The sequence below is a fragment of the Marinobacter sp. es.048 genome (assembly GCF_900188435.1).
Taxonomy (GTDB): domain Bacteria; phylum Pseudomonadota; class Gammaproteobacteria; order Pseudomonadales; family Oleiphilaceae; genus Marinobacter.
On the sequence record NZ_FYFA01000001.1, the window covers coordinates 1088572 to 1113341 of the forward strand.

Annotated in this window: 26 protein-coding genes; 11 read left to right on the forward strand and 15 right to left on the reverse strand. The window is 59.4% G+C overall.

Annotation, left to right across the window (positions count from 1 at the left end):
* Positions 1-2 precede the first annotated feature (2 nt).
* Genes ubiH through CFT65_RS04995 form a run of 3 tightly spaced genes read left to right on the forward strand, consistent with a single transcriptional unit; the run spans position 3 to position 3436 of the window.
* Positions 3-1286, forward strand: a complete 1284-nt coding sequence (ubiH, locus tag CFT65_RS04985) for a 2-octaprenyl-6-methoxyphenyl hydroxylase (RefSeq protein ID WP_088826890.1) — start codon at positions 3-5, stop codon at positions 1284-1286.
* Positions 1279-2502, forward strand: coding sequence for an FAD-dependent monooxygenase (locus CFT65_RS04990; RefSeq protein ID WP_088826891.1), 1224 nt, complete (start codon positions 1279-1281; stop codon positions 2500-2502). The genes ubiH and CFT65_RS04990 overlap by 8 nt, the downstream gene beginning before the upstream one ends.
* A gap of 19 nt (positions 2503-2521) precedes the next feature.
* Positions 2522-3436 (forward strand): DUF808 domain-containing protein, encoded by a 915-nt coding sequence (locus CFT65_RS04995; protein ID WP_088826892.1) that lies wholly within the window; start codon positions 2522-2524, stop codon positions 3434-3436.
* Positions 3437-3450: 14 nt separating this feature from the next.
* Here the strand turns inward: CFT65_RS04995 and CFT65_RS05000 are convergent, their stop codons facing one another.
* The 9 genes from CFT65_RS05000 to ubiE form a co-directional block, all read right to left on the reverse strand.
* A complete protein-coding gene (locus CFT65_RS05000) occupies positions 3451-4170 on the reverse strand; it encodes a 16S rRNA (uracil(1498)-N(3))-methyltransferase (protein WP_088826893.1) in 720 nt (239 codons plus the stop codon).
* The gene (gene tatC / locus CFT65_RS05005; RefSeq protein WP_088826894.1) at positions 4167-4952 is read right to left on the reverse strand and encodes a twin-arginine translocase subunit TatC; all 786 of its coding nucleotides are present in this window, start codon (positions 4950-4952) and stop codon (positions 4167-4169) included. Before tatC ends, CFT65_RS05000 begins: the two co-directional genes overlap by 4 nt.
* A complete protein-coding gene (gene tatB / locus CFT65_RS05010) occupies positions 4949-5422 on the reverse strand; it encodes a Sec-independent protein translocase protein TatB (protein WP_088826895.1) in 474 nt (157 codons plus the stop codon). The genes tatC and tatB overlap by 4 nt, the downstream gene beginning before the upstream one ends.
* 11 nt (positions 5423-5433) lie before the next feature.
* A complete protein-coding gene (gene tatA / locus CFT65_RS05015) occupies positions 5434-5673 on the reverse strand; it encodes a Sec-independent protein translocase subunit TatA (protein WP_088826896.1) in 240 nt (79 codons plus the stop codon).
* Positions 5674-5761: 88 nt separating this feature from the next.
* Positions 5762-6091 (reverse strand): phosphoribosyl-ATP diphosphatase, encoded by a 330-nt coding sequence (locus CFT65_RS05020; RefSeq protein WP_088826897.1) that lies wholly within the window; start codon positions 6089-6091, stop codon positions 5762-5764.
* A gap of 30 nt (positions 6092-6121) precedes the next feature.
* Positions 6122-6538: a phosphoribosyl-AMP cyclohydrolase gene (hisI, locus tag CFT65_RS05025; protein ID WP_088826898.1), complete on the reverse strand. Its 417-nt coding sequence runs from the start codon at positions 6536-6538 to the stop codon at positions 6122-6124.
* A gap of 27 nt (positions 6539-6565) precedes the next feature.
* Entirely contained in the window at positions 6566-8209 is a 1644-nt protein-coding gene (gene ubiB, locus CFT65_RS05030; protein ID WP_088826899.1) for a ubiquinone biosynthesis regulatory protein kinase UbiB, read from the reverse strand.
* Positions 8206-8847, reverse strand: coding sequence for a ubiquinone biosynthesis accessory factor UbiJ (locus CFT65_RS05035; protein ID WP_088826900.1), 642 nt, complete (start codon positions 8845-8847; stop codon positions 8206-8208). The genes ubiB and CFT65_RS05035 overlap by 4 nt, the downstream gene beginning before the upstream one ends.
* Positions 8847-9638: a bifunctional demethylmenaquinone methyltransferase/2-methoxy-6-polyprenyl-1,4-benzoquinol methylase UbiE gene (gene ubiE, locus CFT65_RS05040; RefSeq protein WP_088826901.1), complete on the reverse strand. Its 792-nt coding sequence runs from the start codon at positions 9636-9638 to the stop codon at positions 8847-8849. The genes CFT65_RS05035 and ubiE overlap by 1 nt, the downstream gene beginning before the upstream one ends.
* Positions 9639-9762: 124 nt before the next feature.
* Here ubiE and CFT65_RS05045 point away from each other — a divergent pair, with 124 nt between their 5' ends.
* Positions 9763-10041 carry a polyhydroxyalkanoic acid system family protein gene (locus tag CFT65_RS05045; protein ID WP_088826902.1) on the forward strand — a complete coding sequence of 93 codons (279 nt, stop codon included), beginning with the start codon at positions 9763-9765 and terminating at the stop codon, positions 10039-10041.
* A gap of 20 nt (positions 10042-10061) precedes the next feature.
* Here CFT65_RS05045 and CFT65_RS05050 read toward each other — a convergent pair whose 3' ends face one another.
* Entirely contained in the window at positions 10062-10811 is a 750-nt protein-coding gene (locus CFT65_RS05050; protein WP_088826903.1) for an FFLEELY motif protein, read from the reverse strand.
* 83 nt (positions 10812-10894) lie between these two features.
* Complete coding sequence (locus CFT65_RS05055; RefSeq protein WP_088826904.1) at positions 10895-11818, reverse strand: alpha/beta hydrolase; 924 nt, start codon at positions 11816-11818, stop codon at positions 10895-10897.
* Positions 11819-12180: 362 nt separating this feature from the next.
* On the opposite strand from CFT65_RS05055, the gene CFT65_RS05060 reads away from it, so the two are divergent.
* The 4 genes from CFT65_RS05060 (at position 12181) to CFT65_RS05075 (ending at position 18523) form a co-directional block, all read left to right on the forward strand.
* Positions 12181-13587 (forward strand): WS/DGAT domain-containing protein, encoded by a 1407-nt coding sequence (locus tag CFT65_RS05060; protein ID WP_088826905.1) that lies wholly within the window; start codon positions 12181-12183, stop codon positions 13585-13587.
* Between the two features lie 187 nt (positions 13588-13774).
* Positions 13775-14875, forward strand: a complete 1101-nt coding sequence (locus CFT65_RS05065) for a porin (RefSeq protein WP_088826906.1) — start codon at positions 13775-13777, stop codon at positions 14873-14875.
* A gap of 239 nt (positions 14876-15114) precedes the next feature.
* Positions 15115-16284: a nitric oxide-sensing protein NosP gene (gene nosP, locus CFT65_RS05070; protein ID WP_416376647.1), complete on the forward strand. Its 1170-nt coding sequence runs from the start codon at positions 15115-15117 to the stop codon at positions 16282-16284.
* Positions 16262-18523, forward strand: coding sequence for a hybrid sensor histidine kinase/response regulator (locus CFT65_RS05075; protein ID WP_088828158.1), 2262 nt, complete (start codon positions 16262-16264; stop codon positions 18521-18523). Before nosP ends, CFT65_RS05075 begins: the two co-directional genes overlap by 23 nt.
* A gap of 154 nt (positions 18524-18677) precedes the next feature.
* Here CFT65_RS05075 and CFT65_RS05080 read toward each other — a convergent pair whose 3' ends face one another.
* Complete coding sequence (locus tag CFT65_RS05080; RefSeq protein ID WP_088828159.1) at positions 18678-19355, reverse strand: response regulator transcription factor; 678 nt, start codon at positions 19353-19355, stop codon at positions 18678-18680.
* A gap of 370 nt (positions 19356-19725) precedes the next feature.
* Between CFT65_RS05080 and CFT65_RS05085 the strand changes: the two genes are divergently transcribed.
* Genes CFT65_RS05085 through CFT65_RS05095 form a run of 3 tightly spaced genes read left to right on the forward strand, consistent with a single transcriptional unit; the run spans position 19726 to position 22116 of the window.
* Positions 19726-20679, forward strand: a complete 954-nt coding sequence (locus CFT65_RS05085) for an ABC transporter substrate-binding protein (protein WP_228705830.1) — start codon at positions 19726-19728, stop codon at positions 20677-20679.
* Complete coding sequence (locus tag CFT65_RS05090) at positions 20676-21452, forward strand: ABC transporter permease (RefSeq protein WP_088826909.1); 777 nt, start codon at positions 20676-20678, stop codon at positions 21450-21452. The genes CFT65_RS05085 and CFT65_RS05090 overlap by 4 nt, the downstream gene beginning before the upstream one ends.
* Positions 21445-22116: an ATP-binding cassette domain-containing protein gene (locus CFT65_RS05095; protein WP_088826910.1), complete on the forward strand. Its 672-nt coding sequence runs from the start codon at positions 21445-21447 to the stop codon at positions 22114-22116. Before CFT65_RS05090 ends, CFT65_RS05095 begins: the two co-directional genes overlap by 8 nt.
* A 113-nt stretch (positions 22117-22229) precedes the next feature.
* Here the strand turns inward: CFT65_RS05095 and CFT65_RS05100 are convergent, their stop codons facing one another.
* From CFT65_RS05100 to CFT65_RS05110, 3 genes are read right to left on the reverse strand one after another with little or no spacing between them, the layout of a single operon-like run.
* Positions 22230-23036 carry an ABC transporter permease gene (locus CFT65_RS05100; RefSeq protein WP_088826911.1) on the reverse strand — a complete coding sequence of 269 codons (807 nt, stop codon included), beginning with the start codon at positions 23034-23036 and terminating at the stop codon, positions 22230-22232.
* 1 nt (position 23037) lies between these two features.
* On the reverse strand, positions 23038-23760 hold the full coding sequence (locus CFT65_RS05105) for an ABC transporter ATP-binding protein (RefSeq protein WP_088826912.1): 723 nt from the start codon (positions 23758-23760) through the stop codon (positions 23038-23040).
* Positions 23757-24731, reverse strand: a complete 975-nt coding sequence (locus CFT65_RS05110) for a YVTN family beta-propeller repeat protein (protein ID WP_088826913.1) — start codon at positions 24729-24731, stop codon at positions 23757-23759. Before CFT65_RS05110 ends, CFT65_RS05105 begins: the two co-directional genes overlap by 4 nt.
* Positions 24732-24770: the final 39 nt, after the last annotated feature.

Here is a 24770-nt window from a genome sequence, read left to right on the forward strand (position 1 = left end):
CTGTGACCAAGCCCGATACCGATCTGATCATTGCCGGTGGTGGACTTGCCGGAGCAACCCTGGCCCTGGCGCTGGCGCGGATGGTGCCATCGCTCCGTGTGACCGTGGTCGAGGCGTTTCCGCTCTCGCCCGATGCCCTGCCGGAGAGCTACCAGCCCAGTTACGATGCTCGCTCAACCGCGCTGGCCTGGGGCTCCCGGTTAATCTTCGAAGAGCTTGGGCTGTGGCATCGGCTCGCCGAGCATGCCACGCCGATCGAACATATTCATGTTTCTGATCGGGGGCATTTCGGCGCCACCCGGTTGCATGCTGCCGAGCATGGTCAGAAAGCGCTTGGTTATGTAGCGGACAATCGCTGGATGGGTCTTTGCCTGATGCGTGAGCTTCTGGAGACCAACGTCCAGTGGCGTGCGCCGGCGGAAGTAACTGACATGACGCCGATTCCCGGCGGCGTCCGGGTCCGGCTGTCTGAGGACGGCGAAGATGCCCCGGAACTGACTGCCCGCTGCCTGGTGGTGGCGGATGGCGGTCGCTCCGGGCTTCGGGAAAAACTCGGCTTCAGGCCCGATCGTCACAGCTATGGCCAGAACGCCCTGATCGCCAATGTCTCCACCAGTGACAGCCACGGTTTCACCGCCTTTGAGCGGTTCACCGACGCCGGTCCCATGGCGCTTTTGCCCCATGGTTCTCCCACGCGCGCCGGGCACCAGTCGGCGCTGGTCTGGACGTTATCCGATGAGGTCTTGCAGGAGGTTCTGGAGCTTCCCGACGACGAGAAATGTCGCTGGCTTCAGGACCGGTTTGGCTGGCGTCTGGGCCGCTTTACCCGCATCGGTGCCTGTCACCATTACCCGTTGACCCTGACCACGGTGGACGAGCCGGTGCGGCCCGGAGTGGCTCTGGTGGGCAATGCTGCTCACGCCCTGCATCCGGTGGCCGGGCAAGGGTTCAATCTGGCGCTGCGAGGTCTGATGACACTGGTCGAACAGTTCCGGCTGGCGGAAGAGCAGGGCCGATCGATCGGAGATCTCGAGGTCCTGAAGCGATACCAGCACCTTCACCGCGAAGATTGGCAGCAGACGGTGCGCTTCTCTGATTCTCTCGTGCGCCTGTTCGGGCATTCCAAGCTGCCGGTAACCGCGGCCCGCGATGCTGGCCTCGTGGGCCTTGATTTGTTGCCCGGCGCCAAACGCTGGTTTGCGCGCAAGGCCATGGGTCTGGGTGGTCGCCGGGCGGTGATTGGCCGGCCCGGAAATCTGAACCGGGAGGCGCCTGGTCATGAGTGAAGCGAAAACCTTCGATATTCTTGTGGCCGGAGGTGGCATGATCGGCTCCGCCCTGGCTCTCGAGCTCTCACGACAGGGCTGGCAGGTGGCACTGGTGGAGGGTTCCGATCATGAATCCCTGGTTCAGGCGCCGAACTCCGCCACCACCGTTGCAGATTTCGAGCCCCGGGTCAGCGCCATTTCGGTCGCCAGCCAGCAGTTGCTGGAGCAACTTGGAGTCTGGTCCGAGGTTACTGCGGGTCGACACTGTCCTTATCAGAATATGACGGTCTGGGATGGTGACGGTACGGGGCGCATACAGTTTGAGGCCGCCGAGCTGCAGGCGAGGGCTCTTGGAACGATTGTCGAGAACCGAAGCATTGTGCGGGCCCTGTTCAGGGCTCTGGAACACAGCCCGGTTGAGCTGATCGAGGGCGCGAGGATTACCGGCTGCAAACGGCTGTCTGAGAGTTACACGGTTGAGCTGGAGGATGGCCGATCCTTGTCCGCCGGACTGTTGGTGGGGTGTGACGGTGCCAATTCCCGTCTGCGTCAGTGGGTGGGTCTGCCAACCCGAGAGTGGGACTACGACCAACAGGCCATTGTGTGTACGGTGCGAACCTCTCAGAGCCACCGCTTTACCGCCTGGCAGCGGTTTTCAATGACCGGGCCGCTGGCGTTTCTGCCTTTGCTGTCCGAGTCCGGAGATGAGCATTTCTGCTCGATAGTCTGGTCTCAGGACACGGAAGAATCCCGGCGCCTGATGGCCCTGGACGACAGTGAGTTCGCCCCTGAACTTGAGCGGGCCATTGAGCGCGAACTTGGGGCTGTTCAAGCGGTTTCCCGCCGATTTGCCTTCCCGCTTCGCCAACGCCATGCCAAGGACTATGTTGCCCCTGGCTTTGCCCTGGTGGGCGATGCGGCCCACACTATCCACCCACTGGCGGGGCAGGGTGCCAACCTGGGCTACGGCGACGTTCGCGCCCTGCTGGACGAGCTTTCGCGGGCCAAGAAAGCGGGTCTGAGCCCGGCTAATGAGCTGGTTCTCGCGCGCTACCAGCGCCGGAGAAAAGGTGAGAATCTCGCCATGATGGCGGCCATGGAGGGCTTCAAGCAGTTGTTCGGTCGTGACGAGCTGCCTGTGCGCTGGTTACGCAACACAGGCCTGCGCTGGCTCAATCAACTGGGCCCGGTCAAAAATCGCATTGCTGCCGAGGCCATGGGTCTTAACCGCTGAACAGAAAAAGGAATTAGTAATGGCAGGAAGCAGTCTTCTGGTTCTGATTGATGACATTGCCACAGTGCTGGACGACGTCGCCCTGATGACCAAAACCGCCACCAAGAAAACTGCGGGCGTTCTGGGTGACGATCTGGCGCTCAATGCCCAGCAGGTGACCGGGGTAAAGCCCGCGCGGGAATTGCCGGTGGTCCTGGCGGTTGCCCGCGGCTCCATGATCAACAAGGCCATCCTGGTGCCGGCGGCCCTTGCGATCAGTTTTTTCATGCCCTGGCTGGTCACGCCATTGCTGATGCTCGGTGGTGCCTTCCTGTGTTTCGAAGGCTTCGAGAAACTGGTGCACAAGTTTTTGCACCAGGAAGAAGATCAGAAGCGCAAAGGTGAGCTGCGTGAAGCCCTGAAGAATCCGGAAGTCGATCTGCGTGCGATCGAGAAAGACAAGATCAAGGGTGCGATCCGTACCGATTTCATCCTTTCTGCAGAGATTATTGCCATTACGCTAGGAACGGTAACGACCCAGACTATCGGCATGCAGTTCATGGTGCTGGCAGTGGTTGCCATTATGATCACAGTCTTTGTTTACGGCCTGGTGGCGGGGATCGTGAAGCTGGACGACGGGGGCCTCTACCTGAGTCAGAAAGACAATCCGGTACTCCAGAAATTGGGCTCAGGCATTCTGTGGCTGGCTCCCTATCTGATGAAAACGCTCTCCATTCTTGGAACCCTCGCGATGTTTCTGGTGGGCGGTGGCATTCTCACCCATGGCATTACTCCGGTCTATGACGCCATTCATCACTTTTCGGAGGGTTTTAGCGGTGTGTTTGGCGTGCTGCTGCCAACAGTGGCCAACGGCCTGTTTGGTGTGTTGGCCGGTGCGTTACTGGTGGTCATTATCACCCCGTTGACCCGATGGTGGCAGGCGCGAAGCGCCTGACCCCCGCCCAGGTACTAAAGGCAGGCGTCGAACAGCCGGCTCACCAGTACCGATACCGCGGTCTCTACTCTCAGAATGCGGGGACCCAGGTGCACACTCTGGCAGCCGGCTTCTTCAAGTTTGCCCACTTCGTAAGCCGTAAAGCCACCCTCCGGGCCAATGCAGAGTGCCGTGGGCTGGTTCGGGTGAACCGGGCAGGGTGTGCTGGTGCCGGGATGCGCTACCAGGGCCTGCTTGTCCGCCAATAGCGCCGGCAACTCGTCTTCCACAAAGGGTTTGAACAGCTTGCGGATCTGCACCCGGGGCATCAGGGTGTCTTTTGCCTGCTCCAGCCCCAGGGCAAGGTTCTCCCGGAGTTGTTCCTCTGATAGCCACGGCGTCTGCCAGAAGCTTTTCTCCACCTTGTAGCTGTTGATCAGCCAGACATCTTTCACGCCCAGGGCGGCGCAGGTTTGCAGGATACGGCGGAACATCTTTGGCCGGGGCATGGACAGGATCAGGGTGAGCGGCAGTGGAGGCGGCGGAGCCTGATCCAGCGTCACCCGCAGTTCCGCCTCGTTATCGGAAAGTCGAACGACCTCACCGGTTCCCATTTGGCCATCCACCCGGCCCACCGGCACCGCATCGCCAGCCACGACTCTGATAACGGACTGCAGGTGGGCCAGACGCCGGCCACGTAAGACGGCCCGGTCAGGCGCGACGAAATCCTCGTCAAACAGTAGCGCCAGATTCATTCGCCGGCAGGCTCATCGCTGTCCGGGTCTGCGACTTCCCGTTTTGCCAGTCGCCCGAACAGGATGCCGATTTCGAACAGGATCCACATGGGCACAGCAAGCAGTGTCTGGGAAATGATGTCTGGCGGAGTCAGCATCATGCCGATGATAAAACAGCCCACAACCACGTAGGGTCGCTTGGCTGCGAGGTCAGCGGGCGTGGTGGCGCCGGTCAGGATCAGCAGTACGGTAGCGATCGGAATTTCGAAGGCGACACCGAAGGCGAAGAACATCTTTAGCACGAAATTGAGGTAGCTGGTGATGTCCGGCAATTCGACGATGCCTTCCGGCCCTATCGCGGTAAAGAAGCCGAACACCAGCGGGAAAACCACGTAATAGGCGAATGCGGCACCCGCATAGAACAGAATGACCGAGGTAAACAGCAGCGGGAAGGCCAGTCGTTTTTCGTGGGCGTAGAGGCCTGGCGCAATAAAGCTCCAGAGCTGGTAGAGGATGATCGGGATCGCGGCGAACACGGCCAGGACCAGGGCCAACTTCAGAGGCGCGAAGAACGGCGAAGTAACATCCGTTGCGATCATGGTCTGGCCAACGGGCAACAGGGAGCGGATGGGCTCAGACAGCCACAGGTACAGCTCGTTGGCAAATGGATAAATGGCAGCGAAGCATATCAGCACCGCAAGGACCATTTTCAGAAGGCGATTACGCAGTTCGAGCAGGTGCTCGATCAGTGGCATTTCCTGCTGTTCCGGAGGCAGCTGGTTGCCGTCGGGTTTTGCATTCATGAACGATTATCCGGCGGACTTTGCGGGGTTTCGCTTTCGGGTTGTTCTTTTCCGGCTGAACCCGCATCAGGACTCTGCGAGGAGTCACTGGCATCAGCGTGATCCTGTGCCGGAGCCTCGGAAGCTTTCGATTGGCTGGACACCCGTCGTGTCGCGGGTGCTGGCCTTGGCTTCTGGGTCTCGTTTTCGGGCAGGATCATGTGCTCATACTTCTTGGCCTCGTCCAGAGCGCCGCGCACGGTTTTCTGCACGTCGTCCAGGCCAACATCTCCTGCCTTGCGAAGCTCGTCCCGGAGTTCGCCGGCTTTCAGTTCCCGGTCCAGCTCCGAGGTGAACTGGCCGACCATACGCCGTACCCCACCTACCCAGCGACCAGCCGCACGGGCGGCCGCAGGCAGGCGCTCGGGGCCGAGCACCAACAGCGCGATGACGCCGCAGATCAGCAGCTCAAGAAAGCCGATATCGAACATTCAGCCTGATCTCAGCTGTGGGACTTGTCCCGGGGCTTGTCTTCGGCGGCAGCCTGTTGCTGAGGCTGCTCCTCGTCCTTGCCTTCCAGGGATTCCTGGTTCTCGGCCTTGGAGTCCTCATCGCTCATGGACTTCTTGAAGCCGCGAATGGCACCACCAAGATCGCTGCCGATATTGCGCAGTTTCTTGGTTCCGAACAACAGAATGACAATGCCGAGTACGATAAGTAATTGCCAGATGCTGATACCCATTACGGGGTCCTCGTTTTAATGTTTCTTGTATATACCATTGTACGTTACCAGAACGGTTTTGCGGAAACCCCTTTGGAGGTATTACCGCTCACTTGTTCCGCGACGCTTTTTCTTCCAGGCCTGACAGGTCAAACCGGCTGGCCAGTTCGTCCAGGATGTCTTTCGGGCCAAGGCCCATGCTCGACAGCATCACCATGCTGTGAAACCACAGGTCAGCCGTTTCATAAACCACGTCCCGGGTTTCACCGGAATGTTCTGCGTCCTTGGCGGCCAGCAGGGTTTCCGTGCACTCTTCCCCTACTTTTTCCAGGATCTTGTTCAGACCCTTGGCATGGAGACTGGCTACGTAGGAGGTTTCCGGATCTGCTTCTTTCCGGGCTTCCAGAACCCTTGCCAGGTTTTCCAGTACTTCGCTCACTGTCCGTGCTCCTCAGTTGCTGCCTTAGCGTCAATTGCCGCTGTAGATAGTGCCGGGGTCCTTGATCACCGGGTCAACACTGACCCACTGACCGTCCTTCAAGGTCCGGTAGAAACAGCTGCGTCTGCCAGTATGGCAGGCGATGCCGCCTTTTTGTTCCACTTTCAGCAGGATGACGTCCTCGTCGCAGTCCAGTCGAATATCCCGGATTAACTGCTCGTGACCAGAGGATTCCCCCTTGCGCCAGAGTTTGCCCCGGGAGCGGGACCAGTATACGGCGTGACCCTCTTCGGCGCTCAGCCGGAGCGATTCGCGGTTCATCCAGGCCATCATCAGAATGTCGCCGGTTTCGGCATCCTGGGCGATGGCCGGCACCAGGCCGTCTTCTGTCCAGCGAATGGCATCCAGCCAGTCAGGGCTCTCGACGTTATCCGAGCTATTTTGCATTTTTGTGAATCCTGAAATCTTTATCGGTTATCGGCTGCCCCGGAGCATCAGTCCACCGGCAAGGGCAAACAGGGCCCAGCTCCAGGTCGGCACGCTCTCAATCCACTCCTGGCCCTCAGGCTGGGTGCCCAGAAAGCCGCCGACGATCAGCAGCACCGCCAGTGTGGCCCGTCGCCAGCGTCGCTCGGTACGAACCTGCTGCTCACGGAGCAACTCCAGTGTAGCCCGGTTCTGGGGTTCGGTGGGCCCAGCCTGCCGCAGTTGCAGAAGGGCGTCGTGCACCAGCTGAGGCATCTCCGGCGACTGTTCCAGCCAGGACGGGAGGTGGGACTGCAGCGACTTGATCAGCCCCGAGGGGCCAATGCGCTTGCGCATCCAGGTTTCAAGGTAGGGTTGCGCGGTACTCCACAGATCCAGATCCGGATAAAGCTGGCGACCCAGGCCTTCCACGTTAAGCAGGGTTTTCTGCAACAGAACAAGCTGGGGCTGCACTTCCATGTTGAATCGCCTCGCCGTCTGGAACAGGCGTAACAGGAAATGGCCGAAAGAGATATCCTTCAAAGGCTTCTCGAAAATTGGCTCGCAAACAGTACGTATGGCCGCCTCAAACTGGTTCACTGGCGTATCGGGTGGTACCCAGCCGGACTGAATGTGCAGCTGCGCAACCTGCCGATAATCCCGGCGGAAAAAGGCGAGCAGGTTGCGGGCAAGGTAGCTCTGGTCATCCGGCGCCAGGGTGCCGACAATGCCAAAATCAATGGCGATATATCGGGGATCGGCAGGATTGGAAGTATCCACGAAAATGTTGCCGGGGTGCATGTCTGCATGGAAGAAGCTGTCCCGGAACACCTGGGTAAAGAAAATCTCCACGCCTTTCTCGGCCAGCACCTTCATGTCGACACCGGCGGCTTTTAAAGCGGCGGTATCGGCAATGGGGATGCCGTGAATCCGCTCCATCACCAGGACGGATTTACGTGTGTAGTCCCAGTCGATAAAGGGAATGTAGATCAGGGAGGAGTTTTCGAAATTCCGGCGCAGCTGACTGGCGCTGGCGGCCTCGCGCTGAAGGTCCAGCTCATCGTGAATGGTGGAATCGTAGTCGGCAACCACCTCCACCGGGTGCAGGCGTTTGCCCTCGGACCAGTATTTTTCCAGCAGACCGGCCATCAGGTACATCAGGGCCAGGTCCTGGCGGATCACCTTTTCGATGCCCGGGCGGAGTACTTTCACCACCACCCTCTGGCCGTTGAGCAGAGTAGCCGCGTGTACCTGAGCAACCGACGCGGAGGCCAGCGGGTCCGGGCTGAACTCGGCAAACAGGTCCGAAACCGGCGCGCCGAGGGAGGTTTCGATAATGCCCCGGGCTTCATCGCTGGGGAAGGGCGGCACTCTGTCCTGAAGGTTTTTCAGGGATTCGGCCATGTCGTCCGGCAGCAGATCCCGTCGGGTAGAGAGTATCTGGCCGAACTTCACGAATACCGGCCCCAACTCTTCCAGTGCCAGCCGCAGGCGATCACCCCGGTCGAGCTTGGGTTTGGGGAACAGGTGCCAGGGAGCCAGCAGGAAAAACACCTTCAGGGGCGCTGGCAGTTCTGCGATTGGCAGGAACGTGTCCAGCCGATAGCGGCAGAATACCCAGGCAATTCGGAACAGGCGTTGCAGGCGGGTCACAGGTTCTCCGATTCGTCAGTCTTGCCGTGGTTTTCAACCAGATTCAGCCGGGCCTCCAGTCTTTCGGTTCGCAGGCTCAATTCGTCGATGTCCTCGAACGTGGCTTCCAGCTCACGTCGCCCGGGCAGGGCACGGCTCTCTTCGTGCACATACTCTTCGATATTGGCATTCAGGGACTGAAAGGCCTGCCGGCTCCACCGGATAGCGCCGCGAATGCGCTGCCCCAGAAAATGTGCCGGCAGATCACCAATGTGCCTGGCCATGGCGGCTTCCCAGTCCGGCTCAAGCTGGTTCAGGGCTCGCTGCAGCTGGTGGGCCAGGGCCGTGTCGCCGGCCACGTCGAGGCGACCATCGCCGAAGACCCGGTCATCACCGGTGGCCAGCGCCGCAAAGGCGATGGGTTTGCCCGTAATCTCCAGAGCGGGCTGGTCGACCGGCTGACTGCCAACCCGGACGCGGTTTCCGGCCCGGTCCAGGGTGTAGGTCAGGGCAAGCGGGTCGGTGATATTGAACTGGACCGGGCCCGCCAACGCTTCCATCAAGGCACTATGCCCCGCCGGGTCCAATTCCAGCGCCCGATTCAGGGCACTTTCCAGGATGGCGGAGACAGCGGAAAGCAGGGTGGGGCCGGGAAACATCAGGGCTTGATTCCCACGTGCAGGGCGACGATACCCCCGGTCATGTTGTAGTACTTGCAGTTCGCCAGGCCGGCGTTCTCCATCATGCCCTTCAGGGTGTCCTGGTCAGGATGCATGCGGATGGATTCGGCCAGGTACTTGTAGCTTTCACTGTCGCCGGCAATAAGCTGACCCATTATTGGCAGAGCGGAAAATGAATAGGTGTCATAGGCCTTGCTCAGCAGGGGATTGGTCGGCTTTGAGAATTCCAGGATCATCAGCTTGCCACCGGGTTTCAGAACCCGGGTCATGTCGCGCAGGGCCTGGTCTTTATCGGTGACATTGCGCAGACCGAAGGCGATGGATACCGCGTTGAAGTTGTTGTCCGGAAACGGCAGGTGCTCGGCGTCCGCCTGTACGTACTCAATATTGCCGGCATAGCCGCGATCCGTCAGCCGGCTGCGGCCCACCTGCAGCATGGAGGCATTGATGTCGGCCAGCACCACCTTGCCGGATGGACCCACAAGGTCTGAAAACTTCATGGTGAGGTCGCCAGTGCCGCCGGCAATATCCAGTACCTGGTGGCCAGGCCGCACGCCGGAAAGCTCAATGGTGAAGCGTTTCCAGAGCCGGTGGATCCCCATGGACATCAGATCGTTCATGAGGTCGTATTTGCCGGCCACGCTGTGGAATACCTCGGCCACCTGGCTCGCCTTCTGGCTTTTCGGCACATTGCGGAAGCCAAAGTGGGTGACGTCGTCCTGGCCGTTGTTGTTTGCGGCCTGGCTGGCTGGCGTTTGCTGCTCGCTCATGGGAGATGTCCTGTCAGAATCTGAACCCCGTATTCTAACCGCTGACGGGGTTGCTACAAGGGTGGCGGTGAGTTAAATACCGCCCTAAACTGTAAATCTAACCAAATCGAGAGAAAACTGTTTCATGTCCGTTATTGATGTACACCGCCCGCATACCCTGGATAAAGAGCACGCAAGGCAGGCTGCCGAAACCCTGGCCCAGGATCTGTCCAGCCAGTTCGACGTGAATTACCAGTGGGAAGGCGATCATCTGAAATTCAAGCGCAGCGGCGTCAGGGGGCACCTGAACATTACCCCGACAGACCTGCACATTCACCTGGAGCTGGGCATGATGCTGCGGCCCTTCAAATCCCGGATCGAGCAGGAAATCCACTCCCAGCTGGACCAGATCATCAAGGCCTGAACCGGCGGCCTACCTTCAGCTCAGAGGGTTTCCGGCAGGCTGAACGGGGCCGGGTGATGGTCGAGGATATTGCGCATCACCCGCTGCTCCCGGGAAACCAGCCGGTCAATCAGTAACTCCACATCGTCCATCTTCCGGAAGGCGGAATAGCCCCGATGCAGGAAGCTGTGCAGATCCGTCAGGTCGGCCATCTCTGCCGGCCCCCGGGTCATCGACAACAGCCAGCCAAGGGTTCGGTTGCGGACATAGCGATCAAGCTGCTGGCCGACGTCTGCTACCAGGGTAATCTGTTTCTCCCTCTGCTCCAGCCGCCGGCTTTTCCGGTAGGCGGCACAATAGTCTTCGGTGGTGATTGACTGGGCGGACACGCCCTGCTGGTGGAAAAGTTCGGCAAGCTCGAGGTCCAGTTGCTGGGTGGTCAGGTTCAGCTCCACCAGGCCGGCGAACGTGTCCAGCAGGTTTTCCGGCAGCCACTTCACCATCTTGGGGAATACTCGATCAATATTGTCGTCCCGTCGGGTCATTCCGGCCGGGGCGTAAAGGTCGGTCAGCAGAAACTCCAGGCCGTGGTGGTAGCCGGGATGACGGTATAGGTCCCCATGGGTCGATTTCAGCCGCTCCGCCTGCCAGTCGGCCACATGGATGGCGTGCTCCATCAGCGGATGCTCGGCTTTCAGGCGCCGGAAATCATGGTAGTTCAGAAGCAGTTGCTGCAGCCGGCGAGCGCTTTCAGAGTGGGCTTCGGTAGCGACGAGGCGCTCACGGTACATTGGCTATGGCTCCACTAAACCTGAGGAAAAGAGCGTAGTTTAGCGGAGCTGCATTGGTCTTGCAGTAGGGCATTGCCCGGGCGTCAGCCCTGCGCGGCAGCCGGAAGCGTTTCGAACCCCGGGACCCATTCCTTGCTGTCGAGGGTAATGAAGTGGCTTGGGGCCTCGGTTTCCACGATTCTCATGGTGGTCGGGCTCTGGCGGGCACTGGCCAGCATGGATGATCGATCCAGAATACGGTCCACCGCCGGGATCAGGAAGGTGCCGTGGCGCACATGGCTGTAGACGCTGCTATCTGTCCGCGCCATCCAGTCCATGATGTTCTCGATGTTACGAACAATGGTCAGATGATCCTTGGTGGCGGAAAACAGTTTGCTTAGCAGTTGTTTCTTGCGCGGGTTCATCTTGCCAAAGAAGGTCTGGCCGTAGGCCGAAGACGGAGCGCTGTTGATCAGCCTTATCAGCCAGGGCCACATGCCGTGGCTTACCGGTTCGAGAATGGTGGTCACCAGCGCCGAAAGCCTGCCGTCGGGGAGTACGGGCGCTTCCAGTACCACTTCCACGTCGTCATAAAGCTCTGGCCATTGCTTGATGGCCTCCAGGATCACAGCCCCGCCACGGGAGTGGCCATGTACTCTTATGTTTTCAGTAGTGGGCAGACTGGAAAGCGCCTGGTTGAGAATGCAGGCATCGTATTCGATGGTGCCTTCCAGATGCTTGATCGGCACTTCCCAGTCCGGGGTCTCCGGCGTAACGCCGTTCACCGGGATGTGATAATTGCTGCAGGTGAGCAGGATCAGTTCGGTGGTGGGCGCTTCGTAGGCCTGGGTAAAGTAGCAGTGGTTTTCCAGAAAGCCGTGCACCCCGACAACGGTCTGCTCGGCCTTGCCGCTGTGGTTGCGAACGGAAACAGCGCCCTTGCCAACACGATACACCCGCCCGGAGAACATTTCCGAGTAGGCGCTCTCAATCGGTTTTATCAGCTTGCGAACATGGCTCGCTTTCATAACTGCTCTCCCACCCAGCACGGCAATGGCCTGTTATTGGAGTTCGGTTGTGCTGGTAAGCCTTTTGTACCCCGATCATCTCGCTATGTTACTGGCTCTGGGTACCGATTTTTCGGTGCCTCAGGGCCAATCGATCACGGATCGGCAGCGTGTAATAACCATTGCATCAAGGCTTATAACCAGTATAGGACTGAACAGTTACTCACGTGTAATTTTTTGTAACAGCGTGCGCTGGTGCCGCATATGGAGCCTGGGGAGCATGTCTGGCACAATGCGGCGTTCGGTTTTTACTTAGGGCGCCTCCCATTCCGCAGTGAACCACAGGCTCCCTTTTTTCATTACTTCTCCAGGGACGTTCGGGTTTGAGTCACGAACAATCGCATCTCTTGCTACCCGCGGATTCGGCCTGGCTGGCCCTGGAGCGCCCGGAAAACCCGATGACCATCACCGTGATGCTGCGGGTTGATGGCCTCACCGCGCCACGCTTCCGGGAATTCCTCCGGGTTTACTGGATGGCCTGGGAGCGTTTCCGGTACATGCCGGTCAAGCGTTCGCCTGCCTGGTGGTGGGAGCAGGATCCGATGTTTGATGTCCGCCACCACCTTGACGTGGTCGTAGACAGGTTCACTCCCGAGAGTCTGCAGGAATGGGTGTCGGTGCGGCTGAACCAGCCTCTGCCCATGTATCGCCCGCGCTGGAAATTCTGGCTGGCGCCCAATGCCGAGGGCGGGGCGGTATTGCTGCTGCGCATTCACCACTGTTACGCCGATGGTCTGTCCTTGTTAGGCATTTTTGATCGCCTCTGCCCAGCCTCTCCCCAGCAGCATCCTGCCATCTACGGCGCCCCGGAAACCGCGGAGCTGTCACTCTGGACTGCTGCGGCAAAGGTCTGGCTCGGACAGTTGATGGCCTCCGGAGAGTCCGTAGATGAAGCCCATGGAGTTGCCGGAGAGAAGGAAGCCGATGGCAACCAGTGGCAGGATGCCGGGCGCCTGCTGGAGCGGGTCGCCCAGAAAAGCCTGAAACTGGTCAATGAATTCTCGGAATTCCTGGTGGAACCGGAAGACACCGCGACGGATCTCAGGCAGCCGCTGCTGGGGCGCCGGCGTTGTCGCTGGTCCGGGCCGGTGCCCCTGGAGCGTTTCAGTAATATCGCCCGAGTCACCAACGTAACGATCAATGATGTGTTGCTGAGCTGTGTGGCGGCGGCGGTCCGGACCCGCCTTGGAATCGACGGTGAAGACCTGGACCAAGCCGTTCTGCACGCGGCCGTGCCGGTGGATATCCGCAGCCGTCTGCCCGAGGAACTGAAGCCGGCACCTGGTGCCTTGGGCAATTATTTTGGAACCGTGTTTGTTCCCCTGCCGGTGGATGGCGAAAGTCCCCTGGAGCGGCTTTACCGTATCAAACATGAAACCCGCCGCCTGAAGAAAAGCTGGCAGCCCGGTATTGCCTGGGGGCTGGCGGCCAGTGCCACGGTCGTTCCGGAGCCCTGGCGGGAACCGCTGGCCGATGTGTTCTATCGCAAGGCCAGTGCCGTGGTATCCAATGTGCCCGGTACCCCGGAGGCTCGCTACATTGCCGGTTGCCGGATTACCGAGCAGATGTTCTGGGTGCCACAGGCCGGAGATATCGGGCTGGGTATCAGCATTGTCAGCTACGCCGGCCAGGTGCAGTTTGGCGTCGTTGCTGATGAGGCCGTAATGGCCGATCCCGAAGACTTTCTCAACGACTGCCTGCAGGAACTGGCCCAGTTCCCTGGCGATTGACCCGCCGGGTCGTACTCCCAAAGTTTCATTTCAAGTGCCTCCCAAGTGAGCAGAAAACCTGCTCCCTGGAAGCATTTTCCCCCTCCCTCGCATCACCGACCATGGAATTCAGGCGACAGACCGCGCCTGGAGAGTCCGGATAACCCGGATCTCCGATCCCAGATTTCCAAAAACAACCGGGGGAACTATGAAAAACAATAACGTCAGAAAGTCAGGGTTAGCGATTGCCATGGCAGCGGCCATGGGAGCGAGCACAGGGGCCAACGCCGCTGTCGAGCTGTATAACGAGGACGGCACCAGCTTTTCCGTGGATGGCTACTTCAACGCATTCTACGTAAACCGCGACGACAAGCAGAACGACGTTCGGGATTCCCGCATCAAGATGGGCTTCCTGCCTAATACCATCGGCTTCAATTTCAGCAAGGAGATGGGTGATCTGACCCTGGGCGGACGTTCTTCGTTCTGGACCACCATCAATGACAGCCTCGATACACCCACAGACACCGCCATCGACGTGCGTCAGTTCTATGCCACGGTAGACGGCAATTTTGGTCAGTTGCTGATCGGTAAGGACTTCGGCCTGTATGCCCGCTCCAACATTTTCCTCGACGAAATCCTGATGGGATTCGGTTCCCCGGGCGTTGCCGGTGGCGTTTCCTTCGGCAATATCCGTGCAGGCTATCCGTACCCGACACCCTCTGCCCAGATCACCTACCGCTCGCCGGACATGAGCGGCCTCAAAGTGGCGGCCGGTGTGCTGGACCCCGCCGATACGGTGACCGGCGCCAACGATGAAAACGCCGCGCCCCGCTTCGAGTCCGAGGTAACCTACAACGCCAACCTGAACGACGTGGCCCTGACCGGCTGGGTGAACGGCCGCTATCAGTCTGCCGAAAATGGTAGTACGACCGTCGACAGTACAGGCCTTGGATACGGCATCAAGGCGTCGGTCGCAGGACTGACCCTGGCAGCTTCCGGTTTTACCTCCAAGGGTGACAACCCGGTTCTGATTGGCAACGGTGCGGTTACCGAAGATGACGCCGACGGCTTCCTGATTCAGGGCTCCTATGCCTTCGGCGCCAATCGCGTTGTGCTTTCCTACGGCGAGACGGACGCTGAAATCCTGAATCTGGAAACCGAGAGCACAACGCTCGGGTTCTTCCATGATGTAAACAGCAACTTCAAGCTGGTTGCCGAGTACAACATGTACGAAGACAACAACCGCACCACCGGTGCAACCACCACTGAGGCGGACACCATCGCCCTTGGCGCCATCGTGATGTTCTAAGCCCTACCTGGCGTTGCGGGTGGCAGGAGGCCTCTCGCCGCGCTGGTTTGTCTAAGACTAAAGTGCCGGTTTGCCTGAATGGGAACCGGCAGCGCCGCCAGGCATTGATTCAGGAGGCAGTTTAATCAATGGCTTACGATCATTTCGGCGCGCCTATTAAAAGCACTGAAGTCGCATTGGCTGCGTTTACGGATGCCGTAGAATCGGTGAAAAGTCATCCGTTTTCGGGAACCGCGTTTATGAAGCCAGCGACGACCCTGCCTGCGGTCCGGGTAGCGAGCTCCAGCGTTCGCGATCCGATGTTGGCCGCCACCAATCTCGCCAGCCAGCTCAGCCACGAGCATCTCGGCTGTGTGCTGTTTTTCTGTTCCGCGGAATACGATCTGAGGCGACTCGGTAGTGCCCTTGAGCACAGTTTCGAGGGCGTGCGCGTCTGCGGCTGTACGTCTGCCGGGGAGATCACGCCCGAGGGTTACGGTCGCGGATGCATCACCGCCATCGGGTTCGATCAACGCTATTTTGCCATCGACTGTGCGCTGATCCGGGAATTGGATCGATTCACCTTGCAGGACGCCCAGGGGGTCATCGACGGCCTGCTTTCCACCTGTCGGGACGCCAGGCTGGCGCCAGTCAAGGGCAACACCTTTGCCATCACGCTTCTGGATGGACTGTCGAGCCGTGAAGAGCTTGTGCTGGCAACGCTCAACTCGGCCCTCGGTACCATTCCCCAGTTTGGTGGCTCCGCCGGCGACGATGAGCGTCTGGCCAACACCCACGTATTTTTCGACGGCCAGTTTCACACCGGGGCCGCCACAGTATTGCTGGTGAACACGCCCCTGGATTTCCGGGTGTTCTCCACGCACCACATGGTCGAGCGTAGTGAAAAGCTGGTGGTGACCGACGCCTGCGCGGAAAGCCGCACGGTGTTCGAGCTTAATGCGGAGCCGGCGGCCGATGCGTACGCCCGTGCTGTCGGTGTGGATGTCGATGCTCTGGATCGCAAGGTCTTCGCGCTGCGGCCCATGGGGGTGAAAATCGGCGGCCACTATTTTGTCCGCTCGGTGCAGCGGGTGAACCCGGACAAGAGCCTGACCTTCTACTGCGCGGTGGAAACCGGGATCGTGATGACGGCCATGGAGCCGGAGTCCCTGCTGGACAGCGTTCGTACCCAGATAGAAGCGGCAGAACGGGTTGTGGGACCGCCTTTGGTGACCATCGGCTGCGATTGTTTTCTGCGTCGGCTGGAGGCAGAACTGACCGGGGAAGTTGAAGCGGTTTCGGAATTCCTGCGTCATCACAAGGTGATTGGCTTTAACACATACGGCGAGCAGTTCGACGGTATGCACATCAACCAGACGTTTACGGGGGTGGTCATTGGCCAGCCTGATGTCCGTTCCGGACAAGATTGAAGCACCTGTTGAAGACGAGCGGGACCTCCGGATTTCCGAACTTGAGGCGGAGAACGAGCGCCTGCGGCGGATTCGAGATGCCCTGATTGTCCGGGTGGAATCCGGCTCTGCCCACAAGCCGGAGCCATACGCCGCCTTCGAGCACTCGGTGGTGCTTGCCGAACAGGTCCGGGAGCGGACCGAGGCGCTGAACCAGGCCATGGAGCAGCTCAAGGGCAGTAACAAGGCCCTGAACCGCGCCCGCGAAGAAGCAGAAACAACCCGCCAGAGGCTGAATGATGCCATCGAGAGCATTGCTGACGGCTTCGTGCTTTTTGATAACCAGCATTGCCTGATCCAGAGCAACAGCCGGTTCCGGAGCTACTGGCGCCATGCCGGTGTTGACGCGCCGGGCCAGGGTACCCGGATTTCAGAGGTGAAGCGGCAGGCGGTGGCCTGCGGTCTGGTCCTGGAGGAACACAGCCATCCGGACTCGGAAGGCGTGGTGTTTTTGCTGGCCAACGGGCGCTGGGTCCAGGTCACTGAGAGGCCGACCCGGGAAGGCGGGCTGGTCGTGCTATACTCCGACATCACCGATGTGAAGAACAGCGAAATGGCCCGGCGGATCAAAGCGCTGGAAGAGAGCGAGCGCTGGATTCGGGTAGTGACCGACCACGTCCCGGCGCTGATTGCCTACATCGGGGCCGACATGACCATCCAGTTTTGCAACAAGGTCTACGAGTCCTGGTACGGGCGCAAAGGCCAGTCCCCGCTCGGTAAACGTCTCAATGAAGTGCATTCGCCGGAGTTTTACCAGCGGCTACTCCCCCAGATTCTCGATGTCATGGACGGCCACAACGTCACGTTTGAATTCGAGGAGACCGGGGAGCAGGGTGAGGTGCGCCATATGCTGCGCTCCTACGTTCCGAACTTCGACGAACAGGGCGATATCATCGGTTTCTTTGTGCTGATCCGTGACATCACCGATCGCCGCAAGACGGCCCTGGCCCTCGAGCAGGCCTATGACAATCTGGAGCGACGGGTAAAGGAACGCACCGCTGCCCTGACCGGCCTGAACAATCAGTTGCGTGAGGAAATCACCGAACGGGCGGCAGTGGAAGCCCGGCTGCGGGATGCCAAGCTGGAGGCCGAGCGGGCCAACCTCTCGAAAACCAAGTTCCTGGCGGCCGTCAGCCACGATTTACTGCAGCCTTTGAATGCCGCACGATTGTTCACCAGTGCGCTGCTGGAACAGTCGTTCGGACCCAAGGCCGAAGGCCTGGTTCGGTCAGTCAGTACCTCTCTGGATGACGTTGAAAACCTGCTGGGCACCCTGGTAGATATTTCCAAGCTGGATGCGGGCGTTATCAAGCCAGATGTCACCGCCTTTGATCTGCGGGACCTGCTGAATAACATCGCCCGGGAATTCCGGCAGATGGCCATGGCCGAGGGGCTGCAACTGGATTTCGTTGCCAGCTCCGCGATTGTGGAGTCGGATTCCCAGTTGCTGGCGCGGATCCTCCGGAATTTCCTGACCAACGCCATCCGTTACACCGGCAACGGCCGGATTCTGCTGGGCTGCCGTCGACAGGGAGACCATGTTCTGTTGCAGGTGTGGGATACCGGTCCCGGTATTCCCGAAGACAAACTCACCGAGATCTTCCAGGAATTCAAACGCATCCGTCCGTCCGGCTCTCAACCCGATAAAGGCCTGGGGCTTGGCCTGGCGATCGTGGACAAGATATCCCGTATGCTCGGACACGAGGTGACGGTGAATTCGATTGAGGGTAGGGGGTCCGTTTTCAGCGTTCGGGTTCCCATTGGAAAGCTGAAGCCCAGGCAACCAGCACCCGATCAGAACCGCGCCGTGTCTTTTGATAGCGGTCTTGGCGGCGCCCGAATCTGGGTGATCGACAACGACGAGTCCATCTGTCAGGGCATGAAAACCCTGCTGGAAGGTTGGGATTGCCGAGTGGTTACTGCCGTTTCCCTGGAGGATCTGGAGCGCCAGCTGGATCCTGCCAGCAGTGCGGTGGACCTGATCCTTGCGGACTACCATCTGGATAACGATGAAAACGGCGTGGATGTGGTGGCGGAGATCAATGGCCGCCGGAGATGCCCGGCGCCGGTGGTGATGATTACCGCCAACTACACCAACGAACTCAAGCAGCATATCCGGGAGCTTGGGCACCTGCTGATGAACAAGCCGGTGAAGCCTCTCAAGCTGCGCAGTGCGCTGAGTCATCTGCTGAGGAATTGAGCTTGCTGATGGCTGTCGGGTTACGGCTGCGCCTAACCCGACCTACACTCTGCTCGAAACGTAGGTCGGCTTAGCAATGTAGGTCGGATTAGCCAAAGGCGTAATCCGACAACCAGGCCAGACTGATAATCCGACAAACAAGGGTGAGCTTTGCTTACCGCTTCAAATACTGACTAAAATCCACATCACTGGCGGACAGAATCGCCTGTACCCGGTTGTGAACCCCGAGCTTGCGCAGGATCGCCGACACATGGGCCTTTACCGTGGTTTCGGCGATGTTCAGGTTATAGGCAATCTGCTTGTTGGATTCGCCCTTGGACATGCGCTCCAGCACCAGCAGCTGACGGCGGGTCAGGGAGTTGAGCAGCTCCGGTGAAATCGGATTGTCTTCATTGCGACTACGGCGGGTATTGCTTTCCTTGCCGGTTCGGATGATGTCCGAGGGCAGATAAACATTGCCGTTCAGGATCTGCTGGATCGCTTCGGTCATCTGGGCCCGGGGCGAGGACTTGGTAATAAAGCCGCAGGCGCCGTAAGTAATGGCCTGCAGTACCACCTGTTTGTCCTCCTCGGCAGAGACAATCACCACAGGAATGGTCGGGGCCTCATTGCGCAGAGTGATCAGGCCGTTCAGACCATGCATGCCGGGCATGTTCAAATCCAGCAGAATCAGGTCCAGATCATCATTCTCGCGAGTGATGTCCACGGCACTGTCCAGATCGTCGGTTTCGATGATCTCGCTGCCCTCAAAGCCAGAGGCGATAACGCTGCTGATGGCTTCCCTGAACAGTGGGTGGTCGTCGGCAATCAGAATCTTGTAAGCCGGCTCCATGGAGGGGTCTACCTGTTTGTTTTCAGTATCTGGGATGGCTTCGGAATCATGATAGCGGTTTTCGGACGCATGATGGCAGTTTTCGGAAGGGTAGTTCTCGGTAGAGAGTGCGGCTTCGAGCTCGTTCAGCATGGCGGCCTCCTGTGCAGAGAATCACCGATGGCGGTTTCGATCCTCTGTTTATTATTGTGATGGTTTCATTACACGCCATCTTGGTCTCGGGTTGAATGCGACCATCGCACCAAAAAACAGGCACCAAAGTACTATTCTTGCCGGGCTGCGGGCTTCGTATCGTGGAGCAATGAGCCTCCAACCAACAATAACGCCTGTGTCCCAAGCCTCTCTTGCCGATCTCTTGATCAAAAAGGGCGTGGCCGCACTGATATGTCTTGTTATCAGTCTTTCTGTTGGTGTGCATGCCCGTGAAGGAGTCTCAGGGTTGCCCGCGCTGTCCATCAGCGTGCTGCAGTTCGGCACCGCCCATTGGGAGCTCGATCATATCCTGCACCGGGGACTGGACCGGGAGAATGGCTACCGACTGGAACTGAAACCGGTGGCCAACCTGCCGGCCTCCAGGCTGGCGGTCACCAGCGGCTCGGTGAACGGCGCTGTGGCCGACCTGCTGTGGGCGCAGTCCCGGTTCCAGGCGGGCACGCCCTACCGGTACGTCCCTTTCTCCTCCCAGATTGGCGATATCGTCGTCGCTGACAACTCAACGATTCGTTCCGTAGCGGATCTTGTGGGCAAACGCATCGGCGTTGCCGGCGGGCCGGATAGCAAGGGCTGGATACTGCTCACGAAGGTCGCACAGCGGCGGGGAATCGACCTGGAGCAATCCACCGAACTCCAGTTCGCTGCCCCGCCGCTGTTGAGCCAGGCGTTAAAACGCGGGCAGGTGGATATCATCGTGACCTACTGGCATTTCGCGGCCCGGCTCAGAGGTGAGGCCGGCTGGCGGTCGGCATTCAGCATGGCCGATCTGCTTACAGAGCTGGACCTGGATCGCAACCTGCCGGTGCTTGGTTATGTGTTTCCCGAACGTTGGGCGCAAGATCATGGCCCCTTGATTGATGGTTTCGCAGCCTCCCTGCAACAGGCCAAAGCCGAGCTGGCGGACAGTGAATCACCCTGGCAACGCTTGCGTCCCCTGATGGGTAATCCTGAAGATGGCGTCTTCACGGCCTTGCGAGAGGGCTTTGTCGCCGGCACGCCTGCTCCACAAACAGACAAGCGTATTGCAGATCTGCAGCGTTTGATGACATTTACAGGTGCCGATCCGGAGCACCTGATGCCCGCCAATCTGTTTTACCGGAGCCAACCGTGAAAGCCCGCACCGGACGACCGCCGCTCTGGAGCTACTGGATAGTTTTGCCCGCGTTCGTCCTGCTCTGGGCCCTGATTGCCTGGCTTTTGAAATCGCCCCTGCTGCCAACGCCCCTGAGCGTGCTGGATACCCTGATTCGGGAGGCCGCCTCCGGCGAACTCTGGCACCATCTGGGCGCTACCCTGGGACGGGTGATTGTGGCGTTCACGCTCGCCATGGCTATCGGCACCGCCATCGGCATTGTGATGGGCCGTTCACAAACCACCAATGCCTTGTTCGATCCTTTGCTGGTGTTGTTACTCAACCTGCCGGCGCTGGTCACCATCATCCTCATGTATGTCTGGTTCGGCCTGGTGGAAGTGGCTGCCGTGATGGCGGTAGTGATCAATAAAGTGCCCAACGTAGCGGTGACGGTTCGCGAAGGCGCCCGCAGCCTCGACTACCGCCTCGAGGAAATGGCCACCGTCTACGAGTTCTCCCGGTGGCAACGATTGCGTGAAGTCTGGGTACCCCAGCTGTTCCCCTATCTCATGGCTGCCACCCGGGGTGGTCTTGCCCTGATCTGGAAGATCGTCCTTGTGGTGGAACTGCTGGGCCGCTCAAGCGGCGTCGGCTTCCAGCTGCATATGGCGTTTCAGGTATTCGACGTGGCCGCCATTCTTGCCTACAGCCTGGCCTTTATTGCCGTCGTCCAGCTGATCGAACTGGCCATCCTGCAGCCTCTCGAACGCCGGTCCAGCCGCTGGCGCCAGCCGGAGGCCGCCCATGCTTGAGCTCAGAATCGCAGGCCGCGATTTCGGCCAGCCGGTACTCGGGGAGGTTTTCGCAACCATAGAACGAGGCGACCGCATCTGCCTTCTTGGCCCATCGGGAATCGGCAAGACTACGCTGCTGAACGCCATTGCCGGTCTCGATAAATCGGTTCCGGAAGAAGCTGTGATCGGGCGGGACCAACTTCGCGTCGGTTACCTGTTTCAGGAGCATCGCCTGCTGCCATGGCGCAGTCTGGATGCGAATCTGAGGCTGGTTGGCGCCAGTGAAGAGGAGGCCGAGGGCTTGTTACGCCAGGTGGGATTGTCCGGTTATGGTCAGTATCTGCCGGACCAGCTCTCCCTGGGTATGGCCAGAAGGGCGGCACTGGCCCGTTGCCTGGCCGTGAAACCGGGCTTGCTAATGTTGGACGAGCCGTTTGCATCACTGGATCCGGTCATGGCGAGTGAACTCAAAGGGTTGATAGCCGGGATTCTGGATTCGCATCCGGATATGGCGATGATCTGTGTAACCCATGATGGCAGGGATGCAGAGATATTGGCGAACCGCCTCTGGTATCTTGACGGTAAGCCTGCGCGTCTTCAGTGGGATGATACATTGGCAGACCCGGGATTGGTCGATGGGCTTCTTGGGAAGCTTCGTAGTCTGGATTTAGCCGGCTCCTAAAAGTTATCTGAAAAATGTTTGGGCGTCGTCGGATTACGCTTTGCTAATCCGACCTGCAAAGATTTGAGGCTTGCATGGAATACAGGTGGAACCTTTTCCCCACTGACGCCAAATCAAGCCGGCTTGGGGGGGCCAAGTATCTTGGTACGCTGAGGCCGGAAGCCTGCCGTCGCAAGCAGAGCCAGAACCACGGTGACAGTCGCAGTAATCCCGTAAGCCATCGGATTCCACTCCAGGTACAGTGAAAACCGGATCGCCTCCACCGCATGGGTGAACGGATTGAACTGGCAGATCCAGTACAGCCAGGGACTGGCCTCATTCATGCGCCAGAGCGGGTACAGTGCTGAGGACATGAAGAACATCGGAAAGATGACGAAGTTCATCACCCCGGCGAAGTTCTCCAGCTGCTTGATCCAGGTGGCGATCAGCAGGCCCAGAGCACCCAGCATCAGACTGGTCAGAATCAGCGCCGGCAACACCGCCAGATACCCCCATAGCGGTGGCTCCACATCCACCAGCAGCGCCAGTAACAAGAACACATACACCTGGCCGATGGACACCACACCCATGGCCAGCAGTTTGGTGACCAGCAGGAAAGGCCGGGGCAGGGGGCTCATCAGCAGCACCCGCATGCTGCCCAGTTCCCGGTCGTAGACCATGGACAGGGCGCCCTGCATGCTGTTGAACAGGATGATCATGCCGCACAGGCCGGGGGCGATGTAGGTCTCGTAGGTGATGTAGGTCTCGTAGGGCGGAATGATGGAAATGCCCAGTACCGCCCGGAACCCGGCGGCGAATACCACCAGCCAGAGCAGTGGCCGCACCAGGGCGCTGGCGAAACGGGTTCGCTGCTGCCAGAACCTCAGCCATTCACGTGTTTGTATGCCGACGAAACAGTGCCAGTAATGAGCTGCCTTCATATCAGCCGGCTCCGGTCAGGGAATGGAAAGTTTCGGCCAGATCCCGGGTGCCTTCGGCCTCGCAGATGGCCTGGCCATTGCCGTCGGCCAGTAACTGGCCCTGATGCAGGATCAGGACCCGGTCGTCTGCACGGACTTCTTCGATCAGGTGAGTAGCCCAGAGTACGGTCAGGCCCTCTTCTTCGCACAGGGTTCGCACGTACTCGTTGAGTGCCTTGCGGCTGGCGACATCCAGACCCACCGTCGGCTCGTCCAGCAACAAAAGTGAGGGGTTGTGAAGAAGAGCCCGTGCTATTTCCACCCGCCGACGATGGCCGCCGTTGAGCTGGCGGACGGCGTCGTTGGCCCGGTCCTCAAGGCTGAAGCGTTCCAGTTCCCGATCACCCCGAAGCCTCGCTTCCTTACGGGACAGGCCATGCAACGCCGCGTGGTATTGCAGGTTCTGGCGCACGGTCAGGTCAAGATCCAGGGCATTCTGCTGGAACACCACGCCGATCTGACGCATGGCCTCGGCCGGCTGTTTTTTCAGGGATTGCCCGGCCAGCAGGATATCGCCCTGCTGCAGGGCCAGCAGTCGGGTGAGCAAACCAAACAGGGTTGATTTGCCGGCGCCGTTGGGCCCAAGCAGCGCATGAAAACGGCCAGAGGTCAGCACAAAGCTGACCTCCCGGAGCACCGGCTTGTCGCCGTAACGAAAGCTGAGGTTGCTCGCTTCAATGGTCATGAAGTCGGATCGATGACCACACCCCAGGGGTAGCGGCCTACCTTGATGGATTTGATGACCTTCAGGTTTTCTACATCAATCACGGATACATCGCCGGACACGCCGTTGGTGGTATAGAGATGCTTCTCGTCTTTGTCGAGGTCGAGCTGCCACACCCGGGCACCGACCAACAGGTAGTCCAGCACTTCATAGGTCTTCGCGTCGACGACAGCAACATGATTGGAGGGGCCGAGCGCCACGAAGGCGTATTTCCCATCGGAGGTCAGTTCAATGCCTACTGGCTGGACCCTGTCCTGATTCACGCCGGGCACCTTGAAGGACATCTCGTGGATCTGCTCCAGGTTGTCCACGTCGATGATGTGTACGGTGCCGCCGATTTCAGCCGAGGCCCAGGCAATCTTGCTGTCCTTGCTGAACTCCACATGGCGTGGACGCTGGCCCACCACAATGTTCTTATCGATCTCGAAGGTCTCGGTATTGATCCAGTGCAGCATGCTGGTGGTTTCCGAGGTGTTCACCGCCCACTTGCCATCCGGGCTCACAGCCATCCCTTCGGGCTCGATGCCCACATCGATCTGGGCCAGTACATCTTTGGTCTGCACATCCACCACGGTCACGATGGCGTCGTCCTCGTTGGCGATGTACAGGTGCTTGTTGTTCGGGTGCAGCGCAAATTGCTCGGGATCCTCGCCCGAGGGCAGAGTGTCCACGATCTTGCGGGTGGCCAGATCCAGCACCTGAACGGTGTCGTCGTCACTGGCACAGATGTACAGCTTGGTATAGTCCTTCGACAGCAGGATGCCCCGGGGGCGCTGGCCGACATCAATGGTTTCAATAACCTCCCGGGTTTCGGTATCGATCACCGACAGGGTGTTGTCCTTCTCGTTGGACACATAGGCCACGCTGGCCAGCGCCGGTGTCGACAGGCCGATCATGGCGGCCAGTGCGGTCTGTTTGAACAGGGTTTTCATGGTGTGACTCCTTTTTGTTGTAACCGGTTAGGCGACATC

Bases quoted from the DNA above. Each gene is read 5' to 3' on its own strand.
- tatC (WP_088826894.1), bottom strand. From the start codon at position 4,952: ATGAATGCAAAACCCGACGGCAACCAGCTGCCTCCGGAACAGCAGGAA.
- CFT65_RS05095 (WP_088826910.1), top strand. From the start codon at position 21,445: ATGCTTGAGCTCAGAATCGCAGGCCGCGATTTCGGCCAGCCGGTACTC.
- nosP (WP_416376647.1), top strand. From the start codon at position 15,115: ATGAAGCCAGCGACGACCCTGCCTGCGGTCCGGGTAGCGAGCTCCAGC.
- CFT65_RS05100 (WP_088826911.1), bottom strand. From the start codon at position 23,036: ATGAAGGCAGCTCATTACTGGCACTGTTTCGTCGGCATACAAACACGT.
- CFT65_RS04990 (WP_088826891.1), top strand. From the start codon at position 1,279: ATGAGTGAAGCGAAAACCTTCGATATTCTTGTGGCCGGAGGTGGCATG.
- CFT65_RS05000 (WP_088826893.1), bottom strand. From the start codon at position 4,170: ATGAATCTGGCGCTACTGTTTGACGAGGATTTCGTCGCGCCTGACCGG.
- ubiE (WP_088826901.1), bottom strand. From the start codon at position 9,638: ATGAGCGAGCAGCAAACGCCAGCCAGCCAGGCCGCAAACAACAACGGC.
- CFT65_RS05075 (WP_088828158.1), top strand. From the start codon at position 16,262: ATGTCCGTTCCGGACAAGATTGAAGCACCTGTTGAAGACGAGCGGGAC.
- CFT65_RS05065 (WP_088826906.1), top strand. From the start codon at position 13,775: ATGAAAAACAATAACGTCAGAAAGTCAGGGTTAGCGATTGCCATGGCA.
- CFT65_RS05055 (WP_088826904.1), bottom strand. From the start codon at position 11,818: ATGAAAGCGAGCCATGTTCGCAAGCTGATAAAACCGATTGAGAGCGCC.
- hisI (WP_088826898.1), bottom strand. From the start codon at position 6,538: ATGCAAAATAGCTCGGATAACGTCGAGAGCCCTGACTGGCTGGATGCC.
- tatB (WP_088826895.1), bottom strand. From the start codon at position 5,422: ATGTTCGATATCGGCTTTCTTGAGCTGCTGATCTGCGGCGTCATCGCG.
- tatA (WP_088826896.1), bottom strand. From the start codon at position 5,673: ATGGGTATCAGCATCTGGCAATTACTTATCGTACTCGGCATTGTCATT.
- CFT65_RS05110 (WP_088826913.1), bottom strand. From the start codon at position 24,731: ATGAAAACCCTGTTCAAACAGACCGCACTGGCCGCCATGATCGGCCTG.
- CFT65_RS04995 (WP_088826892.1), top strand. From the start codon at position 2,522: ATGGCAGGAAGCAGTCTTCTGGTTCTGATTGATGACATTGCCACAGTG.
- CFT65_RS05045 (WP_088826902.1), top strand. From the start codon at position 9,763: ATGTCCGTTATTGATGTACACCGCCCGCATACCCTGGATAAAGAGCAC.
- CFT65_RS05080 (WP_088828159.1), bottom strand. From the start codon at position 19,355: ATGGAGCCGGCTTACAAGATTCTGATTGCCGACGACCACCCACTGTTC.
- CFT65_RS05105 (WP_088826912.1), bottom strand. From the start codon at position 23,760: ATGACCATTGAAGCGAGCAACCTCAGCTTTCGTTACGGCGACAAGCCG.
- CFT65_RS05050 (WP_088826903.1), bottom strand. From the start codon at position 10,811: ATGTACCGTGAGCGCCTCGTCGCTACCGAAGCCCACTCTGAAAGCGCT.
- CFT65_RS05035 (WP_088826900.1), bottom strand. From the start codon at position 8,847: ATGTTTCCCGGCCCCACCCTGCTTTCCGCTGTCTCCGCCATCCTGGAA.